Raw genomic sequence first — 22,076 nt, 5'->3', positions numbered from 1 at the left:
TGCCTTCAAAAATGAATAATCGAAATGAGCTCATCGGGCGTACAGAACACTTGCCAAGAGGAATTTGATAAAAAAGAGAAGGCAGCTGGTCAGAGCGATCAGCTGCCTTCTTAAGTGAACGGACATATTAGTTTAATATGATACCGCATTATACTCGATTCATCCTAAATCATGTTAATGCTGCAATTTTCGGAAGACACGATAGCTTCTTTGCGCGCATTCGGAGATGGCAATGGGGTGGAAGCCACTGACATCGGCATATAACGTATCGTTCAGCGGCGAGATCCACTTCTCAGGAAGCGCCGCCGCTCCAAGCGATGCGCCAAGAATGGAACCGACGGTGGCGCCATTGCAATCGGTGTCCCAGCCACCAAGTACGGCTGTCGTAATGCCTTTCTCGAAATCGCCTCCGGAATGAATGAGCGCAGCCGCGCATAATGCAGCATTATTATTGGTATGAACAGGGTGATAGTGCTTAAATGCTTCCCATATTTTACTCACCAATTCCAATGAGTCTTCCGTTTCCTCAGCAATGTTGACCGCTAATACGATATCTTCTGCAAGGCGGCTGTGTTTCGGAATTTCACTCAATCCGATCTCAACAATTCGCTTCATATCACGTTCAACGAATGCGGCGGCAATCATAGCCGAGCAAAACATAGCGCCGTAAATACCATTCTTAACATGGGAGAAGGAAGCGTCCCGCCAAGCAAGCTCAGCAGCAAGCTGGGGCTGGCCGGCAGCACCATATGCATAGCCGTCTACACGGATTTGGGCGCCGATCCATTCGCGGTAGGGATTCAAATAAGAACGCCCCCAGTGGATATGTTTCTCCCAGTCGTCTGGCTGATCGCCGCTAATATGTGAAGTGACGCGAGCGAAATTAAGATAGGACTGCGCTTCTGCCGTAAATACCTGCCCGAATGACAAATGACGATGCCACAGCTTGCCCACGTCCCAAGAGTTGAAATCGAGCCCGCGTTCCTCAAGCATGAGCAGACCGAGAACGGTATATCGAACATCATCGTCCGTTTCCATAAAACGAATGTTATCCCGGCAGCTGGCCAAGCTGCTCCACCTTGCTATCTCGATACCGTACTCGGCTTCTGCAGTTGAATCGCCCGGTGTATAGTGGCGAATCGGCCATTGCCCTGCGCCTTCGAACCACAACTTAATATTGTGCCAGCCGGGTCTTCCGCCCGAGCCTTGCATGAAGGAAGGAGCTTCGAGAGGTTTTCCGAGCGCGCAACCAGCCGAACGGCCGAGCCACGCACCATGAAATTTATCCTGCCATTTAAGCTCATCCCAGTTTCCGGACAGGAATCTCGGTCCATCCGGACGTTCGGCGCGAATGGCCTCCAATTCCGACGGCTCGAAATACTTGAAATCCGCATGCGGTTCAAGAGCCATTAAAGCCTGGTATACTTCCATTAACTTTGCTTCGTCTGTGCCGGCTGCTTCCTGACGCTCGGCCATCCCCTCAACATGACAGCCTTCTTCTCCGCGCTGTTTTATTTCATCCCGAACTAATTCCCTCAGTCCAATCCATTTCGTCATTAAGGTTGCCCTCCTGAAATCCATGTAATCAAAATATGCCTTGATTATAACCAGTCATGACGACAATGGCTTCTCAAATCATGAAAGCATAAATCTCATTATTTGCTCATTCCGTCATCCCTCTAGATTGCCGATAACGGATCGGAGACAGGCCGACAATCTCTTTAAAAACACGGTAAAAGGTCGGCAAGCTTTGAAAGCCGCATTCGAATGCAATATCGGCAACAGCTCTGTCGGTTCCTGCCAATTCCCGCTTGGCAGCCTGAACACGCAGCAAGGAAACATATTCCGAGAAGCGATAACCGGTCGTTTCCAGAAACGCCCGACTCACGCGCGAGATGCTTAAACCAAGTTCATCAGCCAATTCCCCTAAGCTAACCGGCTCATGGTAACGATGCTCGACCAAAGCGGCCAGCGATTGCGCCTGGCGAACGGAATGTACCATATGATGACGCTCATCATCGGTCAGCAAACCGTCGTAATGTCGAAGAAGACGGCAGCACAGCTGAATGAGCGCGCTTTTGGCCATTGCCAAATAACCCGGGGACTTTTCCCGCAGTTCTTCCGCTATAGCCAGCACCCAAGGCGTAAGCTGTTTGGCGAGCGGCGAGCCGCCCATAATATGATTGCAAAAATGAGTGGAGCGATAGGAGAATGGCAGCAGAAGACCGGGCTCTTCCGCTAGCAGCAGCGCGGGATCAAAATTAATAAAAAGATAGCGGCTCGGGTCATCGGGGGCAGATTGGGCAATATGCCGTTCATCATTGTTGACCAGAAATAAGTCGCCAGGTTTTGCTGCATATTGTTTGTTGCCAAAGAAAAAATAGCCTTTGCCTGTTAAACAGAGACCGATCTCCAGACTTGCGTGCACATGAGGCGGCTGCCGATAAGTGGCAGGGGTCCATTCGAAAGCATTGATAGCAATGGGATGGTCATAGGCAATATGAAGTCTCATTATGTCCAACGCCTCCAGACAAACATGAATTTATATGCTAAGTATATAGACAAGGGATGCCTTTAACCAGATACTGTTATTTACTTTCATACATACATTATGAGGTGTTTCTAAATGAAAAGTAAACGCTGCCGTTGTATAGGTGAATCACGGTAATTATTTGCTTTTTGCCTGGTGTCAAGAGGTGTATACGAAAGTAAAGACTAGTATATAGAACAGCGGGGGGCTTCTTTCTATACTGGAATTATGAAAGACTGCAATACAATTTGCAGAAAACTAAACGAAATGTACCGGAGGGGTAAAATTTGAAGAGCAAAAAGGCACTTGCAATGATCTCCTTGACGCTTGCATTGGCGATTACAGGCTGCGGCTTCAAAACGTCGTCTGAGCCAAACCAACCATCTGGAAATTCCAAGGAACCGATCCAAACAACAGGCACAGGAAACAGCAATGATATCATTGAGGTTTCAACGGTTTCGCCAAGCGATCCTTACTTGAAATTTGACGAAGGTGAAGACTTCGACAAAAACTCAGTTTATGACGCTTATGAACAAGATATCGGTGTCAAAATTACAAACAAATGGATTGCCGATGTAAGTCAATTTAAGGAAAAAGTGAAAATCGCGATTGCATCGAATGATATTCCGGATTTCATGCTTGTCAACGCAGCACAGCTTAAAGAGCTTACTGAAGCGGATATGATTATGGATCTGACAGAGATATATGATCAGCATGCTACGGAAGAGACAAAAAAGTTTCTGACCGTGGACGGCGGCATGCAAATGAAAACAGCGATGATCGACGGAAAAATGATGGGTATTCCAAGCTCATACAATCCATTCAACTATCAGTACTTGTTCGTTCGTACGGACTGGCTGAAAGAACTGAACCTGCCTGAGCCTAAAACGATGGATGATTTCATTAAAATTGCCGAAGCGTTCAAAGAGAAGAATCCTGGCGGTACAAAACAGACTTACGGTATTGCGGTCAGCAAGAATCCATTTAGCACAGAGACAGGCGTTACCGGTCTGAGAGCGTTCTTGAACGGCTATCACGCTTATGAAAACATTTGGATGGAAGACGGGAACGGCGGTTTGATGAACAGTGATATTCAGCCTGAGATGAAGCAGGCTCTTGGAGCGCTACAAGACATGTTCAAGAAAGGGTTGATCGATCCTGAGTTTGCCGTTAAAGATACGGAAAAAGCCGCTGAGCTCATCTACGACGGCAGCATCGGCATGGTATTCGGCGCTTCCTGGACACCGGCCCAGCTTGTGCAGGGCGCTGTGAAAGACGGCAAGGTTGTTCAAGAATGGGGAGCGTTCCCGATCCCTTCAATCGATAACAAGCCTACGTTGAATCAAATCGGCCTTGGCGTTGACGAGTACTATGTAATCTCCAAACAAGCCAAGCATCCGGAAGGCGTTATCAAATTGCTGAACCAATACATCGTAACGCAGTCTCATCCAACAGAAGAACAAAAGGTTTACGAATACGGTAAAGATCGGGTAGAAAAAGGAGCTAACTACTGGTTGCTTAACCCGCTTCGTGTAGGTAGACAAATCGATAATAATGGGGAGATCTTGCCGAAAGCGATCGAAACAAAAGATGCTAGCATTTTGGAAACAAAAGACCAAAAAACGCGTTATGAGCGTGCAATGAAATATGTTGACGGCAGCGATATCAACATGTGGTGGGAGTACCTGATTTCGGGTCCGAACGGTGCGGTATCGCATAACCCTAAAATCCATCAAAACAAAGAATACCTGCAAAACAAGTTCTACGGCGCGCCTACTCCGACGATGGCAGATCGTCAAGAAATCTTGACGAAGAAACGTGATGAGATATTCATCAAAATCATGATGAACCAAGTATCCGTAGACGAATTCGATAAATTCGTTGAAGAGTGGAAGAAGCTTGGCGGCGATGAAATCACGAAAGAAGTGAACGAGTGGTATAAATCGCTTCAATAGAATCTGTGGCGGAGGGAGGGATTGATTTTATGCAATCCCTCCTTTTTTCAAGAACAATCAGGTCCTTGAGTAAGAAATGCACAGCATGAAAAGTGAATCAGCGAGGTGAAGATATGAAACTGATGCGCATATGGAAGAAGGAATGGCCGCTTCATTTGATGCTGCTGCCAGGTTTGGCTTTTATTGTTATTTTTAGTTACATTCCGATGTCAGGAATCATGATGGCTTTTCAAAAATATGTGCCGAATAAAGGGTTGTTCGGCTCCCCATTTATCGGATGGAGGAACTTCCAGCTGTTAATGGATTATCCGGATATCGGCCGTATCTTTTTTAACACGGTCTATATTGCCGTAATGAAAATCGTTGCCGGTTTGTTCGTGCCGATCACCATTGCTATTTTGCTTAATGAATTGCGTAGAGAATGGATGAAAAGAACGTTCCAAACCCTGGTATATCTGCCCCATTTCTTATCCTGGGTGCTGCTGAGCGGTATTTTGGTCGACATTTTATCTCCTTCCTCCGGCATATTAAACCAACTGCTTGGATGGTTCGGCATGAAGCCGATTTTCTTTCTTGGCGACAATAACTGGTTTCCTTATGTCATGGTTATCTCCGATGTATGGAAAGAATTTGGATTTGGCACCATAGTTTATTTGGCGGCGCTAACAGGAATCAATCCTACGCTTTATGAAGCCGCTCAAATCGATGGCGCAGGCCGATGGAAACAAACGCTTCACGTGACGCTGCCGGGCATGATGCCGATCATTATCCTCATGCTTACGCTTAATATCGGCAATGTGCTGAATGCCGGATTTGATCAAATATTTAACCTGTACAGTGCACCGGTTTATGAAAGTGCTGATATCATTGATACTTTTGTCTACCGCATGGGGATCCAGCAAGCTCAGTTCGGATTTGCCACAGCTGTCGGTTTATTGAAATCCGTTGTATCCTTTATTTTCATTTCCGTATCCTACGTACTCGCATACCGACTAGCGAATTACCGCATTTTCTAATAGCGAAAAAGTCGGTGATTCAGAAAGGAGACAGATCGTGGTCATTAAACCGTCATTCGGAAGAAGAGCTTTTCTCGTATGCAATCTAATTTTTCTAGCCTTTATATCGTTTTTATGCTTAATGCCTATTATTCATATTTTGGCAATTTCCTTTAGCTCGGGTTCAGCTGCGGCAGCCGGCAAGGTGGGGCTGTGGCCTGTAGAATTTACAACGGCAGCTTATGATAACGTGTTCGGCAAGCCTGAATATTTAAGAGCTTTTGGCATTTCTTTTCAACGGGTTGTTGTCGGGACGGCATTAAGCATGCTGTTAACGATTATTACGGCGTATCCTTTATCCAAAGACAGCAATACGTTTCGTTTAAGAACCGTTTATGCCTGGATCTTCGTGTTTACGATTTTGTTCAGTGGCGGATTAATCCCTACCTATTTAACAATTAAAAGCTTGGGACTTATTGATTCTCTCGGAGCGCTAGTGTTTCCGATGGCGATTAACGTGTTCAACGTCATTCTGCTATTGAACTTTTACCGCAATTTGCCCAAGGAGCTTGAGGAAGCTTCACGGATAGACGGAGCCGGACATTTTTTAACACTTTGGAAAATATATGTTCCGCTATCGTTGCCCGCACTGGCAACAACGGGGCTGTTTACGATGGTCGGGCATTGGAATAGCTGGTTCGATGGCATGCTTTATATGAATCATCCAGAAAATTATCCACTGCAAACCTTCTTGCAAACCGTTATTATTAAGATGGACTTCCGATTTCTAAAATCAGAAAATGTGGAACTCATGCTCCAGCTGTCTGACCGTACAAGCAGGGCAGCACAAATCTTCGTTGCGGCTTTCCCTATTCTTATAGTCTATCCTTTCTTGCAGCGGTTTTTCATCAAAGGCATTGTGATGGGAAGTGTAAAAGAATAGACAGGAAGGTCGTAGATCTCAGGCACAGGAGAACAAACGATGAAAAGTATATTCTTGTTACAGGATTCTTCTATATTCAAAAAGATCATGGCTGCCTTTTTGGCGGCCTTACTGCCGCTTATGGCGATTACCTGGATGATCAATGAGCAAGGAGCCAATCATATCCGGAGTGAAATATCCGATTCGATCTTGAATACAACGCGGTTTTATATAGACTCCCTGGATAAGGAAGCAGATCGAATCAGCCGATATTTGCCTAACTACGTCATGGATAAGGATTTAATGGAGGTGGCGGCGACAGGCGAGCAGATGAACTCCTATGAGCGGTCGTATAAAATATTGGATATTCAGCATCGATTGGATTTAATGAAAAATTCCAGTCCGTTTATTCGTGAGGCGAAGGCGTACATTCCGCAAATCGAGCGCACGGTGCTGAGCAACAGCTTTGAAACCAGTCTGAATGCGGAAGAATACGAAGCGATGCAGCCAGACAAGAAGCTCTATACGGAGCCCTTTATTTATTGGCAGGATCGGCTGTTTATTACAATGCAGTACCCTGCAGGGAAGAAGGACCCGCTCTATGTGGTAGGCGTTGAGCTCTCAACCGGCAAAATGAAAGAAACTTTAGGGCAAATTGGCAACAGCAGGGAAGGCCAGACCGTATTGTTTAATCTGGAGCGTGGCTTTGAAATCAATAGCGGCTCCGACCTTGAATTGCATGATCTGATGAAGCAGCTGGCTTTTGAAAAGCAGGCAGCGAACATGGATGAAGGCTATGATACGATTCATTATAAAAATAAGCGATTTCTAACCGTATTTAAGTATTCAAGCCTTTGGAATTCATACATGGTAACGAGCATACCGGAAGAGACGATTCTTGGTTCGCTCGAGGTATATAAAACTTTGTTTTGGTGGGCTTGCGCGCTTGCTGTTTTTATATTTTTATTCTTCACCTATTTTTTAATCCGGCTGATATACCGTCCGTTAATCAAGCTGGTGCGTTCTTTCCGCCGCATGCAGCAAAACGAGCTGGAGCCGATCTTGATCGACCGCAGGAAGGATGAGTTCGGCTATTTATACCAGGCTTTTAACGATACGGTGAAATCTTTGAAGACACTGATTGAGGAAAATTATGAGCAGCAAATTCGCAATCAGCGTTCGGAGCTGAAACGATTGCAATCGCAAATTAATCCTCATTTTTTATATAATTGCTTCTTCGTCCTTTGCCGTTTGATTAAATCCGATAGCCAGAAGGAAAAAGCCTATCAGTTCTGCTTATACATCGGGCAATATTTTCAGTTCATTACCCGTCAGCATGATGACGACATTCCGCTGGAGATGGAGCTTGAGCATTCCCGCACGTATGTGGAGATGCAGTCGATCTGTTACGGGGATCGAATCGAAGTGCTGTTTGAAGTTGAAGCCAAGTCGATAGAAGTTCCCCGATTAATTTTGCAGCCTATTATTGAAAATGCTTACAAGTACGCCCTGGGCAATATGCGCGGCACAGGCGAGCTATGGGTGCACAGTAAGCTGCGCAATGATGCTTATTACATTTATATAGAAGATAATGGCGAGTTCATTACGGACGAGGAGATTGAAGCGCTTGACAAGAGGCTTCGTTATTCAACCAACCTGATGGAGGAGACAACCGGCCTGCTTAATGTTCATCGCAGAATTCGGCTTCGTTATGGAGAAGAGTATGGGATTACCGTATCACGCTCTGAGCTTGGCGGGCTTCAAGCTATTATTAAACTGAGCATGAACTAAGGAGGAATCGCCATGTACAGGCTTTTAATCGTGGATGATCTGCCGATCATTGTAGATGGTCTTCTGGAATTGTTCGAGAAGACGGAGCATTTGGAGCTTGAAGTCATGAAGGCCTATTCCGGCGAAGAGGCGCTTGAGGTGCTGTCCCATCATCGGATGGATATTGTGATTTCGGACATTAAGATGTCTGGCATAGAAGGCATTGAGCTGCTGCAGGAAATCAAATCACAGTGGCCGGCGTGCAAAGTTATTTTATTGACAGGGTTCAACGATTTTCACTATGCGAAGAACGCCCTTACATTTGGTGCCTTTGATTATTTGCTGAAAGTGGAAAGCGATGAGAAGATCATACATACCGTTGAACGGGCGATAGATGAAATTGAAGAGGAACAGGGTCAGGCGCAAATGATCTTGCGGGCCCAGTCCAATATGAGGAAAGCGATGCCTTCCTTGCAGAAGGAGTATATTTGGGGCTTGCTTCAAGGCAAGACGATGACGGAGCCGCAGCTTGGGGACGCTTTTGCGGAAATGGACATTACGCTCGACGCATCGCTGCCCGTCTATTTACTGATTGGCCGGATCGATGCCTGGAAGGAAATGTTCACGGCGCCGGACAAAGCTTTGCTCGCTTACGCTCTTCAAAATATCGGCGATGAGTATTTATCCGCCCATGTGCGCTGCTTTTCCGTCGTATTTGATATGAACAAAATGGTATGGATCTTTCAGCCTAAAGCCGGTCCGGAGATAACGGCGGATACCCGTACGATGGAATGGACCAGGGCGTACCGCTATGTGAGCGGCAATTTGGAGACGATCCAGGCGACCAGCAAAAGGCTGCTGAACCTCTCCGTATCTTTTCTTATTGGCAGCGAGGCTGTCCCCTGGAATCGGCTGTCGGATCGTTTTCATGCGATGAAATACGGTCTTATGCAAGGCCATGGCTTGTTCCATGAGGTCATCATGACCGATCAAGATCTTCAGAAGTCCGAAGAAAAAGAGAAGGCGAAAAGCTATCATGACAGCTTTTTTCACGCTCGCGTGCAGCTGCTGATGAGCTGTCTTGAAAATAATCACCGCGAGCAGTTTAATCATCTGTTTGTTGAATTGACAGACATCTGGAACGATCCGGATACTCCTTATGAGCGCAAGCTTGAGTTGTACCATTTCCTATCTGCGGTATTTCTGGCGCATTTGCACAAAAATAAAGATATGCGAGACTATATGAACACCCAGATGAATATGGATATGCTGTTCCGCCAGGAGGAGACCGCTTCATGGACGGAACTGATTCCATACTATTGGCAAATTGCGGACTGCTTTTTTGAATGGAATGCGCTTCGAGGGACAGAGCTGCCGGCGGAGGTTGTCAATAAGGTGCATCGTTATATAGAGGAGCATATTGCGGATGATATATCCCTAACCGCGATCGGGGATTATGTCAGCTTGAATCCATCCTATCTCTCAAGGCTATACAAACAGATAACGGGAATCGGTCTTTCTAAATACGTAAATGATTACCGTAATGTCATAGCAAAAGATATGCTGCTCAATACATCCATGAAGGTCAATGAAATTGCCGCCAAGCTCGGCTACAATTCAGCGCTTGCCTTTATCCGCTTTTTTAAGAAGCAAAATGATATGACGCCGCAGGATTTTCGAACGGCCCGCACCGAAACTATGCACCAAGGTCAATAAATGTATATGAAATGTAAGCAATGATCTATTTTGATGCGCGGAGTCACCCCTTACAATGAAATTAGGATGCAACTGTACATGCAAGGGGGACTAACATTGAGAACATTAACGGCCGTACTAATAGGCGCAGGCAGTAGAGGTAGATACATCTACGGACCATATGCGGAGAAATTTCCGAATGAGCTGAAGTTTGTTGCCGTAGCCGAGCCGGATGATGAACGCAGACAGCGTTTTGCTGAGATTCATCAAATCGCTGAAGAGCATGTTTATCATTCTTGGGAACAAGCATTCGAGCAGGGGAAAATAGCCGACGTGATGATCATCTGCACGCTTGATCGGATGCATTATATACCGACAATGAAAGCGTTGGAGCTTGGCTACCATGTCATGCTGGAGAAGCCGATGTCACCGGATGTGCGGGAATGCATAGACCTGGAGCAAGCATCCCTTAAGCATAAGCGTTTGCTGGTGGTCACGCATGTGCTTCGCTATTCCCCGTTCTGGTCGGGCATCAAAAAATGCATCGAGGATGGGGAGCTGGGTGCCATCGGCACCATTCAGCTGACAGAGAACGTAGGCTATCACCATATGGTTCATAGCTACGTACGCGGCAATTGGCGCAATTCCGAGGAAACAAGTCCGATGATTCTGGCCAAATCCTGCCATGACCTGGACCTCATCTCCTGGCTGATGGATGAGCCGTGCACAGCGGTCAGCTCCTTTGGCTCATTGCTGCATTTTAAAGCCGAGAACGCGCCTGAGGGTGCAACGGACAGCTGCATCGATGGTTGCGAAGCGGAGAGGGAATGTGCCTTTTCGGCGATTAAAATGTATTTGGAGCAACCTGCCGATCATTGGGCGCGCTATATGACGCACGATTTATCACGGGAAGGCATTCTCCGGGCGCTTAAGGAAGGACCGTTCGGCCGCTGCGTCTATCGCTGCGATAACAATGTTGTTGACCATCAGGTCGTCAATATGGAATTTGCCAGCGGCGCCAACGCTAACTTTATTATGTCGGGATTAACCAAGAGCGCTACCCGCCGTGTGCAGATTATGGGCACGCAGGGAGAGATCATTGGTGACATGGATAAGGGCTCATTTACGCTGTACCGCTATGCGACGGGCGAAGAGATTGAAATTAAATGCAGTGTGCAGGGAGACGGCCACGGCGGAGGCGATGAGCGCATGGTGGGCTCCTTCCTCAAAAATGTACATAAGTTCGACCGCAACCCGTCTCAAGGCCTCACATCGGCTACAGCTTCCTTGCAAAGCCATTTGATAGCGTTCGCTTCCGAACGATCTCGCTTGGAGCAAGGCAGAAGCATAAAACTGACAGAGATGTATGAGAAGGAAGAAGCGGGAGTTTAATTGTTGAAATCTGTGGAACTATTCGGCAAAGGCAAATAGAACAGAATTACTTGCCGTGCAGTAACCATGGCGGACATCCGCGGCGTCGGGGGTTGGGAAGTGCGTACCCCGGACGCCGTACAAGTTCGCGAGCAAAGAAAGGAATGAGGAATGGAAGTGAAGGACTCGAGGAATCCGAGTTGGACGAGATAATCGACTACCATGAGAAATATGCTCGAGCGTATGAGCACTAAATAAAGAATCGTGTAAGGTTGGAGGATTTATGGAAAGGTTAGCCAGAGTCTACTGGTTGGCCTTTTTTTTGTACTCGTCTTGATGGCACAATGGAAAAAAATGTACTGCAACTTTTATCGGTTATAAGCGTCATTACCATAAGACACCAGTAGAAGAGGGGATAGAAAGGAAATGAATAAGGTTTTATCAGGGCTCGTATTAATTTTGGTAATGATGATCAGCTTACCGGGCCAGGCATCTATGGAGCAGGCTTCCCTGGAAGTAAGTTTTCAGGACGAGCAGTTGGAGCAAGCAATAAAGCAGATTTTAATAAAGGATGAAAATGCGGCTATTACACAGAAAGATATGGAATCATTAACATTACTTGATCTTTCAAGACGAGGAATTAAAAGCATTCAAGGCTTGCAATATGCTTCCAATGTGACATATCTTGACTTGTCCAATAATGAAATTGACGATATTACGCCACTCAAGTCATTGACTAAGCTTCGCGAACTTGATATTGCGGACAATCAGATCGCTTCAATTGAGGATTTGTCCGACATGACGGATTTGGAAATGTTGATCGTAAACCGGAACCAAATTTCGTCGATTGATGTGATCAAGCAGCTTGGGCGTCTGCATACATTCGAAGCGAACGATAATCAAATCTCGAATATTACGGCATTATCAATGGCCAGAGAATTAACATGGGTACAACTGAACGGGAACCAGATCGCGAATATTCAGCCCTTGAGCAGATTAACCAAGCTAAAGAATTTGGAAATAGCGAGCAATCAATTCTCGGACCTGAGTCCACTTAAGCCGCTATCCAAAAGTTTAATGAGCCTTAACATCGGAAGCAATCGAATTTCGGATCTCCGTGCGCTTGAAGGGATGACGCTAATGAGGGTTCTTTCCGCGGACAACAATCAGATCAAGAAACTAGACCCACTGAAAAAAATGTCTAACCTGTCTTCCTTGAGTCTAAACTCTAATTTGGTTTACAACCTTGAGCCTTTGAAATCCCTAAAGGAACTTCAATATTTATATCTAAAGGATAACCGTGTATGGAGTTTGGACCCCATTCGAAATCATTCGTTCGATACTCATTATGACACGGGAGCGCTAAGATACGCGTTGCAATTAAGCGGTAACTATTTGGATTTAAGAAGTACGACCAAAACGTATCAACTTCTCAATAAGCTCGGTGGAGATGGATCCCGCCAACTGAAAGCCCAGCGATTAGTGATAGGGAGTAGAACTGCTTACATAGGAGAGAGTTCCTTTGGGTTAAGCGAAGCGCCGTTTATTGCATCGAGCCGCACTTATGTCCCGATTCGATTTGTATCCGAGCGATTGGGTTCGAAGGTAGGGTGGAACCGAAGCAAACAAGAGGTAACGATCAGCAAAGACAACACGACGATCCGTTGGAAAGTGAATGAAAAGAAAGCAAACGTGAATGGAAAAACCGTTTCATTTGATGCGCCGTTACTGTTGAAGAAGAATAGTTCGTTTATCCCCGTACGCTTCGTGTCCGAGCTGTTAGGATCTCCCGTTGAATACGTGTCGAATCCCAAAACGGTAATCATATTTGAGCAAAAATAGCTTCATTACGTACTGCCTGATCCCTCCGGCGTAAATTGCTGGAGGGGTTTGTTTTAAAATAACAAGGATTGAGTTAGGGTCAAGGATATAATCGAACCGTGGGAGGAGTCATCTATGAAAAAAACAATACTCGCACTAACATTTTCTTTAGTGTGTACCTTACTAATCGGTAATCCAGCGATAAGCTTCGCCGATAATTTTTCGAATACGGTTGACAATGGGAAAATCGAAAATGGACGAATGCTGATTCCATTACGTGCTGTTTCAGAGAAATTCAATTCAGAAGTAACTTGGAACCAGGCAAAAAAAAGCATTACGATTATTCGTGGCAAACGAGAGCTATTGCTGCGTGTGAACTCTCGCACAGCTTTATTAAATAACGCTGCTTTCAGCCTTGATGTGCCAGCAAAAATCGATCATGGAACGACTTATGTGCCCGCACGTGTTTTTGCTGAAGCTTTTGGCGGAACGGCGCTGTGGTCCAAACAAGAACGAAAAACAACCATTACGATCGGTCTGCAACAGGTCTTTATCCATACAGAGCCGCAGAAGCCTTGGAGAATGAGTCAAGAGAGAATAAACGTACTGAATGAAAAGATAAATGAAGCCACCGATCTATCAAGCTATTCCCAAATCCGAACACATTTCAGACCTTATTTCACGGACTCATTTATAAACAAGATTATTCACAGTAATGGCATTAAAAATAACGCTATACTAACAAAAAAAGCCGATATTACTTACAGTAGTACCACAGCGGCGAGAATGCACCAATCGGCTTACTTTGAAAGCGGTCCTATCAATCTTGAGCTTGTTGATCGTTTTGTATTCTATAAATTGGTTGATAACCAATGGAAGGTAGACGATGTGAACGTGGGCAGACAAATTATAGAGCCATAATACAGGACAAGAACAGGAATATGGCAGAAGAATTAAGATGTCGTTGCATGATATTATTACAGTAGGTTTTAAAAACAGCCGATCCACGTGGATCGGCTGTTTGTGTTCGAGCTAACGAGCAGCTTAATAATGTTATACCTCATGCAACAGTAAGGGATGCATTGTATCCTATTCCATATGGAGGATGCTGGTTAGTTACATTCTACCGATGGACTAATACTGCATACACTGATCAATGCGAAAGATTTTTGTGAGCTGAATATCTTAGGGTTTGCAGCCAAAAATATGTCAGCATGCCCAGCAGCGTAATCATTCCACCTACAAATTGAAATGCGGAGATCGTTTCTCCCAACAACAGATAAGCCAGCATAATGGCCAAAACGGGTTCGCCGATAATGCCTACGGAAACCGTTGTTGCACCAATGGACTTGAGCAGCACGTTGAAAACATATTGGCCAAAGATCGTGGGAATGATCGCAAGCAGAAGGAAGTATGTCCAATCCGATGCGTTGTAATGGGTCAAAGAATGGTGATTCCACAAACTGTAGACGAGCAGGACACTCCCCCCAATAAAGAAGACGACAACACTGTATAGATTCGCATTGATTTTGTGGCTCACTTTCTGTCCGACCAGCATATAAGCCGACACCAGTATGGTTCCTATCAGTGACAAACCGTCCCCGATCAATGCCTCTCTTGAAACTCCAACATCTCCCCAAGCGATAATAAGCGAGCCAAACAAGGCGGCAACCAAGCAGAGAACGGTCAACACACTCGCTCGTTCCCTAAACATATAGTACGAACCGATCATCACAAACAAAGGCTGTAGCGCCAGGATTACCATGGAACTCGCCACGGAGGTATATACCAACGACTCCATCCAAAACAGGAAATGCAATCCCAGAAGCAGGCCGGCCAAAAAAACGGTTCTCCAATCCTTCGAGTCCAGTTTTGAGGAGCGGAGCGTTTTCCAGGGGACAAACGGAAGCATGATGAGTGCCGATAGATAAAGTCTGTACATACCGGCTACAGCGGTTGGCGTGTCCGATGATTTAATCATGATCGAAGATACGGACACCGACAGAATGGCGATAAAAAGCAGGATATACGGATGAAGCTGTAACTGTAATTTATATCTTTTCAATGATTACCCTCCAAGAGGGCCTATCCGATCGTCTGTGCACAGGCTAGTGATAAGCCAAATTCATGATATAATAATATCATCGTATAATATTGGATTGTGTAATTATATCCTTCAATAATATAGATATATCGTCATAGAAAGGAGCTAGTTGGAATCGCTAAGCCGCTGCATGAAACTATTTTGTATCCCGACGATTCGTTTCCTTATATCATGTACACGCATACGCTTCATAAAAGCATTCCCGAAGGCAGAGGATTCAACGATCTGCATTGGCACGAAGATCTGCAGATCACGTTGGTGACGAAAGGAAAACTGAGTATTCAAGTAAATGGGATGGATCATGAGCTGGAAACCGGCCAGGCGATTCTGATCAACAAGGGAGTTCTTCATGTGGCGACGCAGCTAACGCATGACGGTCAATATGTGAGTTTCAATTTTCCTGAGAAACTGCTCGCCTTCCACGCGGACAGTGCCATGGAAAAAAATTATGTACTCCCTTTTACCAATTCTTCTTTCGTTTCGCTCGTGATCACAGGAGACGCGGAGTGGGAGAAGCAGGTATTGGACCTGCTTTGGGAAATGAGAAAGAAGTTTAATATTAAAAAAAGCTGGGGATGGGAATATGAGATTTCGATTCAAACCGTTCAGCTATGGTACATCTTGATCTCCAATATGTCGGTCTCTCCCGTGGAAGCACCAAAACACGTGAAGCGGCAACAGGAGAGACTGCAATTCATGCTTAGCTTCATACATCAAAACTACTCGTTTCCTGTAACGCTGCAAGAAATTGCCGATGTTGCGCATCTGAGCATCTCGGAGTGCACCCGATGTTTTAAAAAAACGGTTCATATGACCCCCTACGAGTACCTGATCAAGTACCGGATAAAGAAAAGCAGCGAATTATTAATATCAACGGACGACACCATAACCGAGATCGCCCGCAGGGTAGGCTTCAATCATGTCAATCATTTTATTCAGTCTTTTAAAAAGTACCACGAAAGAACACCCAAAGATTTTCGAAAGCATAGAGCTGAAATGAAACATTCCAAAGTTTAACGTATATCCATTCAGTTTCATACTTTAACTGAGAAGACGATAGAGAAATCGGTAGTCTATCGTGAGGTCACGTATATGTCGGTTCTGAAAAAACGAAAGTGGATTTTATGGTTGTCAGCTTTAGTCCTGATCGTTGCAGTTCCAATAACAACTTTCATGCAAATCATCATTCATTCAAATATACCAGAACTTGCGGATGGAAGCATTGAGCAGCGGTATGCGCAGAAAGGAAGCTATCATGTAAAGGTAGAAGAAGTTAAGAGAATGAGCGGGGAGGCTTTATTTAGAATATACTACCCGGCATTTCAAGAAGACGAATCCTATCCTATTATTTCATGGGGGAATGGAACAGATGCCACGCCAGATCGTTATGATGAGCTCTTAACTCATCTAGCTAGCTGGGGATTCATAGTAATAGATTCGTACAGCAAGACAACAGGAACAGGCAAAGAAATTGTGGAGGCTATTGATTATTTGAAAAATGAAAACGAACAAGCAAACAGCTTGTTTTATCAAAAAATACAAATGGAACATATTGGTGTAGCTGGACATTCTCAAGGGGCTACAGGGGTCATTAATGCACATACCAACTATAAAAGTGGATCGTTGATTAAGACGGTTGTTTCCATCGCTCTCCCGGATTTGAAGCATTGTGATCCGGAAGATGTGTACGATACAGCACGTATTACCGTTCCTTTTCTCATTATGGGAGGTACACGAGATTTCATAATATCACCGGTATCAACGAATCAATTAGCCTTACATAATACTCATGCAAGCACGCCAGTTATGATGGGGATGGCGAAAGGTGCTGCTCATACAGCGATTGAAGGTAATGGTGGCAATCATCGGGGGTACTTGACGGCTTGGATGAGATATCGGCTGTTTGATGATCAGGAAGCCATGAAGGCATTTCATGGGGATTCTTCCGAGATGATGCATAATGCAAATTGGGTGGACGTTGAACAAGCTAATATGGATGATCATACATTCGTGAATCCATAACAATCATGTTCGGTTATATCCCTCGTGGGATTATGTTCGTGTAATTTATAGGACTTTCTCTCTGGCGGAGTGCTCTTTTGATTGTATAGACGAAAAGAATCATTTTTCCGGGAAGTTTGATGAAATGGGTATACGACCTCTGTTGAATATAATACGATCAGTCTTATTACGTAACAAGTTCGAATTTACGACAACGGAGGGAAACGCTTTGAAGTACATTAGGACGATTATGATGATAGTAGGCGGCATCTGCTTGTTGGGCATTGGCTGTACCGTTCAGAAACAAGAATCGGAGATCACCCTAAGCGAACTCAAACAATCCGATAACAATATTCGCGTACCACATAATGACCGACTGCATATGTCTACTGATCAGAGGTGGGTTGAGGAAGAAGGGCATCAGTCTGATCTGATTCGGCTTCAATGGACGGCGGAAAGGGCTAAACCTGCAATCGTGTGGCTCGACGAGAAGGGAATGAACAAAACGGCGATCATATCGCATGACAAGGCTAACAATCCTGATCAGCACGACCATAAGCATATCTCATTCGAGACGACGATGTCGCCAACGGGGGAATATCCGAACCAACTGTTTACCCGGTTTGAAATTCCTTACGATACTGACGTTAGCGAGATTCGTACGCATTCTTCCAACTTCAATGTAATGAACGGCATATTGCGAGTCGCAGGGGAAAAAGGGACTAACCGGGATATCCAGTTCAGTGTAGCCGGCAAGGAAAATGAGACGATAACGAGATGGGCCCTTCGGGCAGATAGTTCCGAAGAACCGGGGGACAATTCCGGAGCCGACATGCAGTTCGTTCGTTATGACGATGACGGCAACGTCGTTGATTCCCCGCTAACCATAAAGCGCAGCAGCGGTAATGTCGGTTTAGGTACGAATGACCCCGATACCAAGTTAGATGTAAACGGGGATATGCTTCGAATCCGGGACAAATTTACGCCTGCTTCATCCACAGTTGCCTGTAGTCAGGGTCAGATAGCATGGGACGACGATTATGTATATGTTTGCGTTACCGAAAACAAGTGGAAAAGAACAGAGCTCTCGTCCTGGTAACATTGGATAGGTGATAGGCGAAAAGGGGCAAGTGCGGGAAAGGGGTCTTGTCCTTTAACGGTATATGTTCAAGGATTGCCGCGGCACAAGAACATGGGCTAAAAAACCATAGTGGGAGTTTCGGCATAGCAAGCATCATCGATCCGGGTAGTTCAACAATCAAAGGAGAACTCCGCAAAATGGGTTATCCATATTTAATTTTGTCATTTATCGCATCCCATTCACTCTTTCTTTTTTTTGAAGAAATCGAACTTGATCACATAATCAAAGAGAAAGGTGATTGCAACAGCTCCAAGTGGAATCATTGCGTATGCCCAAGGCGGATTATTTGGAGCTTCACCAGGGGGTGCATCAATTAAAATCTCAAAAAGAACAACACAGTAAATTACGGCCAATACAATACCTGTTACGTTCCTACCTTTTTTACGCATGGCTATTTTTCACCTTCCTTAACTTTAACAACCACTGAATATAACTCATCTTATTCTATAAACGTTGAGAAGCGGGCCTTCCGGAACTTGAAGGTCTGGATAAGATAAAGTGAACTGTCGAAGAAGGAGAGTCGGAAAGTCATTTCAGCATCATTTTTCTGATGAGAAATCTGATGACAGCAGTAGTAGATTAGCCCAACGTTACGTAACAACCGGCTTTACCGTAAAACAAAATGGTTTTTACGTTCAGAAGAGGGGACCGGAGAATCCGTTCAAACGTGCGATGACGCCGATTTGACCGGCATGGTACGACTCATGCTCGAAAACATGATGGAAAATCCATCGCAGTGTCGGCGCCGAAGGCGGTTCCCAACCGTCTGAAAAACGAGGGAGCTGTATGGCTGGTTCATATTCATCGTAAACCATGGAATTGAGCTTGAACTCCGTTTGGTTCCGAATGTCGATATAGGCCTGTAAAATTTGCTGCGAGTGATCCAAAGACTGCGGAAGTTGACATTTTCCCTTAGAACTAATCACGTTAATCCATTCGTCTTCGCTGCGTGCGATGTGCTCAACGATCCAGGCGATAGTGTTGGGATGATCGGGATGCTTTGCATACCACTGTTCTTCCGTCAATTGGTTTAAATAAGGGATCAGTATCTTCCTTACATCATTTCGATAAGGAAAAAAAGCAACTAGTTTCATAATTCCTCCGGTAGCAAGATAGAATAAGTATAAGTTGAATATCTATCATCATAGAGGTTCATTATAACTTAATATATGGACGGGAACAACGGAATCTCAAGTGAATGGGAGGAAATCGGTAGAAACTAGCTTAAAATCCCTTTGAAAGTTTGGAAGTGTTAAATTTGGAAAAGAGCCATTTGTCACAAAATTCATTTAATGCCGTTCAGTCAATTGTTTCTGTAATTAATCTCCATATGAATGATAAATATCCTTTAGTAGTTTCATTGGACGGAGGAAGTGGGGCAGGCAAATCTACACTTGCTGCTGGGGTAACCTCGCAGTTAGGTGCAGCAGTGATTCACTGCGATGACTTTTTTGATGCAACTGTCCCTGACAACGATTGGGATACATACTCATTGGAGCAAAAATGCCGTCGTTGTATTGACTGGCAACGTATGCTTAATGAAGCATTATTGCCTCTGTTAGAAGGTAGGAAAGCCCAATACTATCCTTATTACTTTTTATCTGGCAACAGCTTGGGATCGAACTTGGTGACGATTGAGCCTTCAAAGGTAATTATCCTTGATGGTATTTATAGCTCCCTCCTTGAACTACCCGATGTTAACCATCTTACAGTACTTGTGGATGTACCACCCGAAATTCGCCGTCATAGGCATGATATTAGGGAGGGTACCGACGATTTGGATTGGCATCTTCGATGGGACTCGGCTGAGGACTACTATTTTACAGTTCTGCGTCCACCGACAACATTCGATATAATAGTGGTAAACAATGAATCTAATGTTATTTAGATTTAACTTATCTGAACTAATGGGAAACGATAGTTGAGGAAAACAGATGGAGCAGTTTGCCGGTTGGCAGCTGCTTCATTTTCATTACTCATAGTTCAATTATAATTGTTTTCTCAATCCTGTTTATACGTTGAAACTGTTAAACTGTAATTAAATTGAACGAATTGGGGAATTAGAGATGAGCAAAGGGAAAATCGTGTTTTTGAACGGAGTAACCAGTTCAGGAAAAACATCTATTGTAGACGCTATTCAATTAAAATCGAACGAGTTTTATTATGTTGTTGCAAACGATCTTTTTGAAAATACAATTGGCGATCACTATCTTCGAGAAGATTATTGGAAATATTTAAGTGATGCCATTATTATGATGTATCATACCGCCAAACTATTTTCTGACCATGGTAAAAATTTGCTTATCGATGGCATCTTGGTAGAAAGACCTGAGTTAAAGCCGCATTATGAAAAAGTTAAGGACATATTTGCTGGGTACCCCTTTTATATGGTTGAAGTGTTTTGTCCCTTGGAAATTTGTCGCCAAAGAAATATTGAACGTGGAGATAGAGCTGAAGATCAATCAGACTGGCAAGACAAATTGATGGCAAAAGATATACAGTACGACTGTACTGTCAACACACACGTAAATTCTTCAGAAGAATGTGCAGATTCGATTCTAAAATGTTTGCACGGTAGCTTCGAATATTAATCATGTTACGCTCACGGGAAACGAAAGTAAATAAAGAAAAGGCAGCTGGTCAGAGCGATCAGTTGCCTTTTTAGATTAGTACTCTGAAAGAAACAATACGAACCGAAATGTACTATTCTGTAGTTTATGTAGCCCCCTAAAAAGTCAAATAATAAACGACAGACGCATAAAGTTATGAAATTTTTGCTCTCATCTGCAGGCGTTAATAACATAAAACATGCACGACGCTCTAGTTGACATGCTTGGCAAGCCGTTGCCAACTCGAACGTACTGTGTATCCCCAACTCGATGTACGGACAACCCCTGGGTGGGTCCCGGTGTCAAAGCCTGGCAGCATCAAAACGGCCGGTCAAAGGGGGACAGTCCTTGGATAACCAAGGACTTTTGGCGTTAGGAGGCGACCATCTTCCGATATTCGTTCGCGCTTACGCCGGTATAGGATTTAAATCGCTTATAGAACCAGTCGATTTCCGTATAGCCCACCTCATACGCAATTTCGTAAACCTTGAGATCCGTTTGCTCCAGCAATATTTTCGCTCTTTCCATGCGCTGGATGAGCAAATATTCGTTAAAACTCATATTTTCATGGTTCTTGAACTTTTGACCAAGATAGGAGCGGTTGAAATGGAATTTGCTCGATAAGTCTTTCAGGGTAATATTTTCGTGAAGCATTTTTCCTACATATTCCTTCACTCTGTGGATCACGTCATCCTCAGTGCGGTGATGGTTCGCCTTTATAGCTGCTACGCTCTTCACCAGTTCCTCAGCCGGCAACGTGCTCGGCAAGTAATCACTGACCTGAAGCTGCAGCGCTTTTCGAATAACGGCAAATTTCATGGCATCCTCGATGACGATGATGGGCAATCGGCTGATCCTCCGGATCCGACCGCACAGTTCCAACCCTTCTTTAGGTTTGCCGTTCATGTTGATGACGGTCAGCGAATAGCCATTCTCCTCAATCAGATGCAGCGATGCGTCGCAATCATGTTCGCAGATGTCTATGTTCATCCCGCATTTGCCCCAATCCTGCAGGCGAAGCATGTCGCTTTCGGAATAGCAACTCAGATTGATATACAGCATCTTAGATATGTTGACTCCCCCCCGTACATTTCCTTAAACGGAATATCATTCAAAATGATTACGCTTACATTATGTTGCCCTGATCCCGTTCTTCACAATG

At 44.7% G+C, this 22,076-nt stretch carries 19 protein-coding genes; 13 read left to right on the top strand and 6 right to left on the bottom strand.

Annotation, left to right across the window (positions count from 1 at the left end):
• Nucleotides 1–174: 174 nt before the first annotated feature.
• Both GYMC10_RS16495 and GYMC10_RS16490 read right to left on the bottom strand, forming a co-directional pair.
• On the bottom strand, nt 175–1,557 hold the full coding sequence (locus GYMC10_RS16495) for an ADP-ribosylglycohydrolase family protein (protein WP_015735555.1): 1,383 nt from the start codon (nt 1,555–1,557) through the stop codon (nt 175–177).
• 106 nt (nt 1,558–1,663) lie between these two features.
• Complete coding sequence (locus tag GYMC10_RS16490; RefSeq protein ID WP_015735554.1) at nt 1,664–2,512, bottom strand: helix-turn-helix transcriptional regulator; 849 nt, start codon at nt 2,510–2,512, stop codon at nt 1,664–1,666.
• A gap of 305 nt (nt 2,513–2,817) precedes the next feature.
• On the opposite strand from GYMC10_RS16490, the gene GYMC10_RS16485 reads away from it, so the two are divergent.
• From GYMC10_RS16485 to GYMC10_RS16450, 8 genes are all read left to right on the top strand, one after another.
• Complete coding sequence (locus GYMC10_RS16485) at nt 2,818–4,485, top strand: extracellular solute-binding protein (protein ID WP_015735553.1); 1,668 nt, start codon at nt 2,818–2,820, stop codon at nt 4,483–4,485.
• Between the two features lie 113 nt (nt 4,486–4,598).
• Entirely contained in the window at nt 4,599–5,501 is a 903-nt protein-coding gene (locus tag GYMC10_RS16480; RefSeq protein WP_015735552.1) for an ABC transporter permease, read from the top strand.
• A 37-nt stretch (nt 5,502–5,538) separates the two neighbouring features.
• On the top strand, nt 5,539–6,423 hold the full coding sequence (locus tag GYMC10_RS16475; RefSeq protein WP_015735551.1) for a carbohydrate ABC transporter permease: 885 nt from the start codon (nt 5,539–5,541) through the stop codon (nt 6,421–6,423).
• A 39-nt stretch (nt 6,424–6,462) separates the two neighbouring features.
• Nucleotides 6,463–8,193, top strand: coding sequence for a sensor histidine kinase (locus GYMC10_RS16470; protein WP_015735550.1), 1,731 nt, complete (start codon nt 6,463–6,465; stop codon nt 8,191–8,193).
• A 12-nt stretch (nt 8,194–8,205) separates the two neighbouring features.
• Nucleotides 8,206–9,888, top strand: coding sequence for a response regulator (locus GYMC10_RS16465; protein WP_015735549.1), 1,683 nt, complete (start codon nt 8,206–8,208; stop codon nt 9,886–9,888).
• A 96-nt stretch (nt 9,889–9,984) separates the two neighbouring features.
• Nucleotides 9,985–11,259 carry a Gfo/Idh/MocA family protein gene (locus tag GYMC10_RS16460; RefSeq protein WP_085982513.1) on the top strand — a complete coding sequence of 425 codons (1,275 nt, stop codon included), beginning with the start codon at nt 9,985–9,987 and terminating at the stop codon, nt 11,257–11,259.
• A 405-nt stretch (nt 11,260–11,664) separates the two neighbouring features.
• Nucleotides 11,665–13,080 carry a leucine-rich repeat domain-containing protein gene (locus GYMC10_RS16455; RefSeq protein WP_015735547.1) on the top strand — a complete coding sequence of 472 codons (1,416 nt, stop codon included), beginning with the start codon at nt 11,665–11,667 and terminating at the stop codon, nt 13,078–13,080.
• 114 nt (nt 13,081–13,194) lie between these two features.
• On the top strand, nt 13,195–13,980 hold the full coding sequence (locus tag GYMC10_RS16450; RefSeq protein WP_015735546.1) for a copper amine oxidase N-terminal domain-containing protein: 786 nt from the start codon (nt 13,195–13,197) through the stop codon (nt 13,978–13,980).
• A gap of 232 nt (nt 13,981–14,212) precedes the next feature.
• Here GYMC10_RS16450 and GYMC10_RS16445 read toward each other — a convergent pair whose 3' ends face one another.
• Nucleotides 14,213–15,124 (bottom strand): DMT family transporter, encoded by a 912-nt coding sequence (locus GYMC10_RS16445; protein ID WP_015735545.1) that lies wholly within the window; start codon nt 15,122–15,124, stop codon nt 14,213–14,215.
• 153 nt (nt 15,125–15,277) lie between these two features.
• Between GYMC10_RS16445 and GYMC10_RS16440 the strand changes: the two genes are divergently transcribed.
• The 3 genes from GYMC10_RS16440 to GYMC10_RS16430 all read left to right on the top strand — a co-directional run bounded on the left by GYMC10_RS16440 (nt 15,278) and on the right by GYMC10_RS16430 (nt 18,263).
• Nucleotides 15,278–16,180 carry an AraC family transcriptional regulator gene (locus tag GYMC10_RS16440; RefSeq protein ID WP_041622002.1) on the top strand — a complete coding sequence of 301 codons (903 nt, stop codon included), beginning with the start codon at nt 15,278–15,280 and terminating at the stop codon, nt 16,178–16,180.
• A 75-nt stretch (nt 16,181–16,255) separates the two neighbouring features.
• Complete coding sequence (locus GYMC10_RS16435; protein WP_015735543.1) at nt 16,256–17,185, top strand: chlorophyllase/cutinase-like alpha/beta fold protein; 930 nt, start codon at nt 16,256–16,258, stop codon at nt 17,183–17,185.
• Between the two features lie 208 nt (nt 17,186–17,393).
• On the top strand, nt 17,394–18,263 hold the full coding sequence (locus GYMC10_RS16430; protein ID WP_015735542.1) for a hypothetical protein: 870 nt from the start codon (nt 17,394–17,396) through the stop codon (nt 18,261–18,263).
• A 221-nt stretch (nt 18,264–18,484) separates the two neighbouring features.
• Here GYMC10_RS16430 and GYMC10_RS16425 read toward each other — a convergent pair whose 3' ends face one another.
• Nucleotides 18,485–18,694, bottom strand: coding sequence for a hypothetical protein (locus GYMC10_RS16425; RefSeq protein WP_036660591.1), 210 nt, complete (start codon nt 18,692–18,694; stop codon nt 18,485–18,487).
• A 246-nt stretch (nt 18,695–18,940) separates the two neighbouring features.
• Nucleotides 18,941–19,399 carry a DinB family protein gene (locus tag GYMC10_RS16420; protein ID WP_015735541.1) on the bottom strand — a complete coding sequence of 153 codons (459 nt, stop codon included), beginning with the start codon at nt 19,397–19,399 and terminating at the stop codon, nt 18,941–18,943.
• A gap of 164 nt (nt 19,400–19,563) precedes the next feature.
• On the opposite strand from GYMC10_RS16420, the gene GYMC10_RS16415 reads away from it, so the two are divergent.
• Both GYMC10_RS16415 and GYMC10_RS16410 read left to right on the top strand, forming a co-directional pair.
• A complete protein-coding gene (locus GYMC10_RS16415; protein ID WP_015735540.1) occupies nt 19,564–20,193 on the top strand; it encodes a uridine kinase in 630 nt (209 codons plus the stop codon).
• Between the two features lie 178 nt (nt 20,194–20,371).
• Nucleotides 20,372–20,896 carry a phosphotransferase-like protein gene (locus GYMC10_RS16410; RefSeq protein WP_015735539.1) on the top strand — a complete coding sequence of 175 codons (525 nt, stop codon included), beginning with the start codon at nt 20,372–20,374 and terminating at the stop codon, nt 20,894–20,896.
• 390 nt (nt 20,897–21,286) lie between these two features.
• Here GYMC10_RS16410 and GYMC10_RS16405 read toward each other — a convergent pair whose 3' ends face one another.
• A complete protein-coding gene (locus GYMC10_RS16405) occupies nt 21,287–21,976 on the bottom strand; it encodes a helix-turn-helix transcriptional regulator (protein ID WP_015735538.1) in 690 nt (229 codons plus the stop codon).
• Nucleotides 21,977–22,076: the final 100 nt, after the last annotated feature.

It is taken from the genome of Paenibacillus sp. Y412MC10 (genome assembly GCF_000024685.1).
Lineage (GTDB): Bacteria > Bacillota > Bacilli > Paenibacillales > Paenibacillaceae > Paenibacillus_AQ > Paenibacillus_AQ lautus_A.
The sequence above is the reverse complement of the archived record's forward strand: the minus strand, read 5'-3'. Positions and strand labels throughout refer to the sequence as shown.

Coding starts and splice junctions, on each gene's coding strand:
- GYMC10_RS16495 (WP_015735555.1), bottom strand. CDS start 1,557: ATGACGAAATGGATTGGACTGAGGGAATTAGTTCGGGATGAAATAAAA.
- GYMC10_RS16490 (WP_015735554.1), bottom strand. CDS start 2,512: ATGAGACTTCATATTGCCTATGACCATCCCATTGCTATCAATGCTTTC.
- GYMC10_RS16480 (WP_015735552.1), top strand. CDS start 4,599: ATGAAACTGATGCGCATATGGAAGAAGGAATGGCCGCTTCATTTGATG.
- GYMC10_RS16470 (WP_015735550.1), top strand. CDS start 6,463: ATGAAAAGTATATTCTTGTTACAGGATTCTTCTATATTCAAAAAGATC.
- GYMC10_RS16465 (WP_015735549.1), top strand. CDS start 8,206: ATGTACAGGCTTTTAATCGTGGATGATCTGCCGATCATTGTAGATGGT.
- GYMC10_RS16455 (WP_015735547.1), top strand. CDS start 11,665: ATGAATAAGGTTTTATCAGGGCTCGTATTAATTTTGGTAATGATGATC.
- GYMC10_RS16450 (WP_015735546.1), top strand. CDS start 13,195: ATGAAAAAAACAATACTCGCACTAACATTTTCTTTAGTGTGTACCTTA.
- GYMC10_RS16435 (WP_015735543.1), top strand. CDS start 16,256: ATGTCGGTTCTGAAAAAACGAAAGTGGATTTTATGGTTGTCAGCTTTA.
- GYMC10_RS16425 (WP_036660591.1), bottom strand. CDS start 18,694: ATGCGTAAAAAAGGTAGGAACGTAACAGGTATTGTATTGGCCGTAATT.
- GYMC10_RS16420 (WP_015735541.1), bottom strand. CDS start 19,399: ATGAAACTAGTTGCTTTTTTTCCTTATCGAAATGATGTAAGGAAGATA.
- GYMC10_RS16410 (WP_015735539.1), top strand. CDS start 20,372: ATGAGCAAAGGGAAAATCGTGTTTTTGAACGGAGTAACCAGTTCAGGA.
- GYMC10_RS16405 (WP_015735538.1), bottom strand. CDS start 21,976: ATGCTGTATATCAATCTGAGTTGCTATTCCGAAAGCGACATGCTTCGC.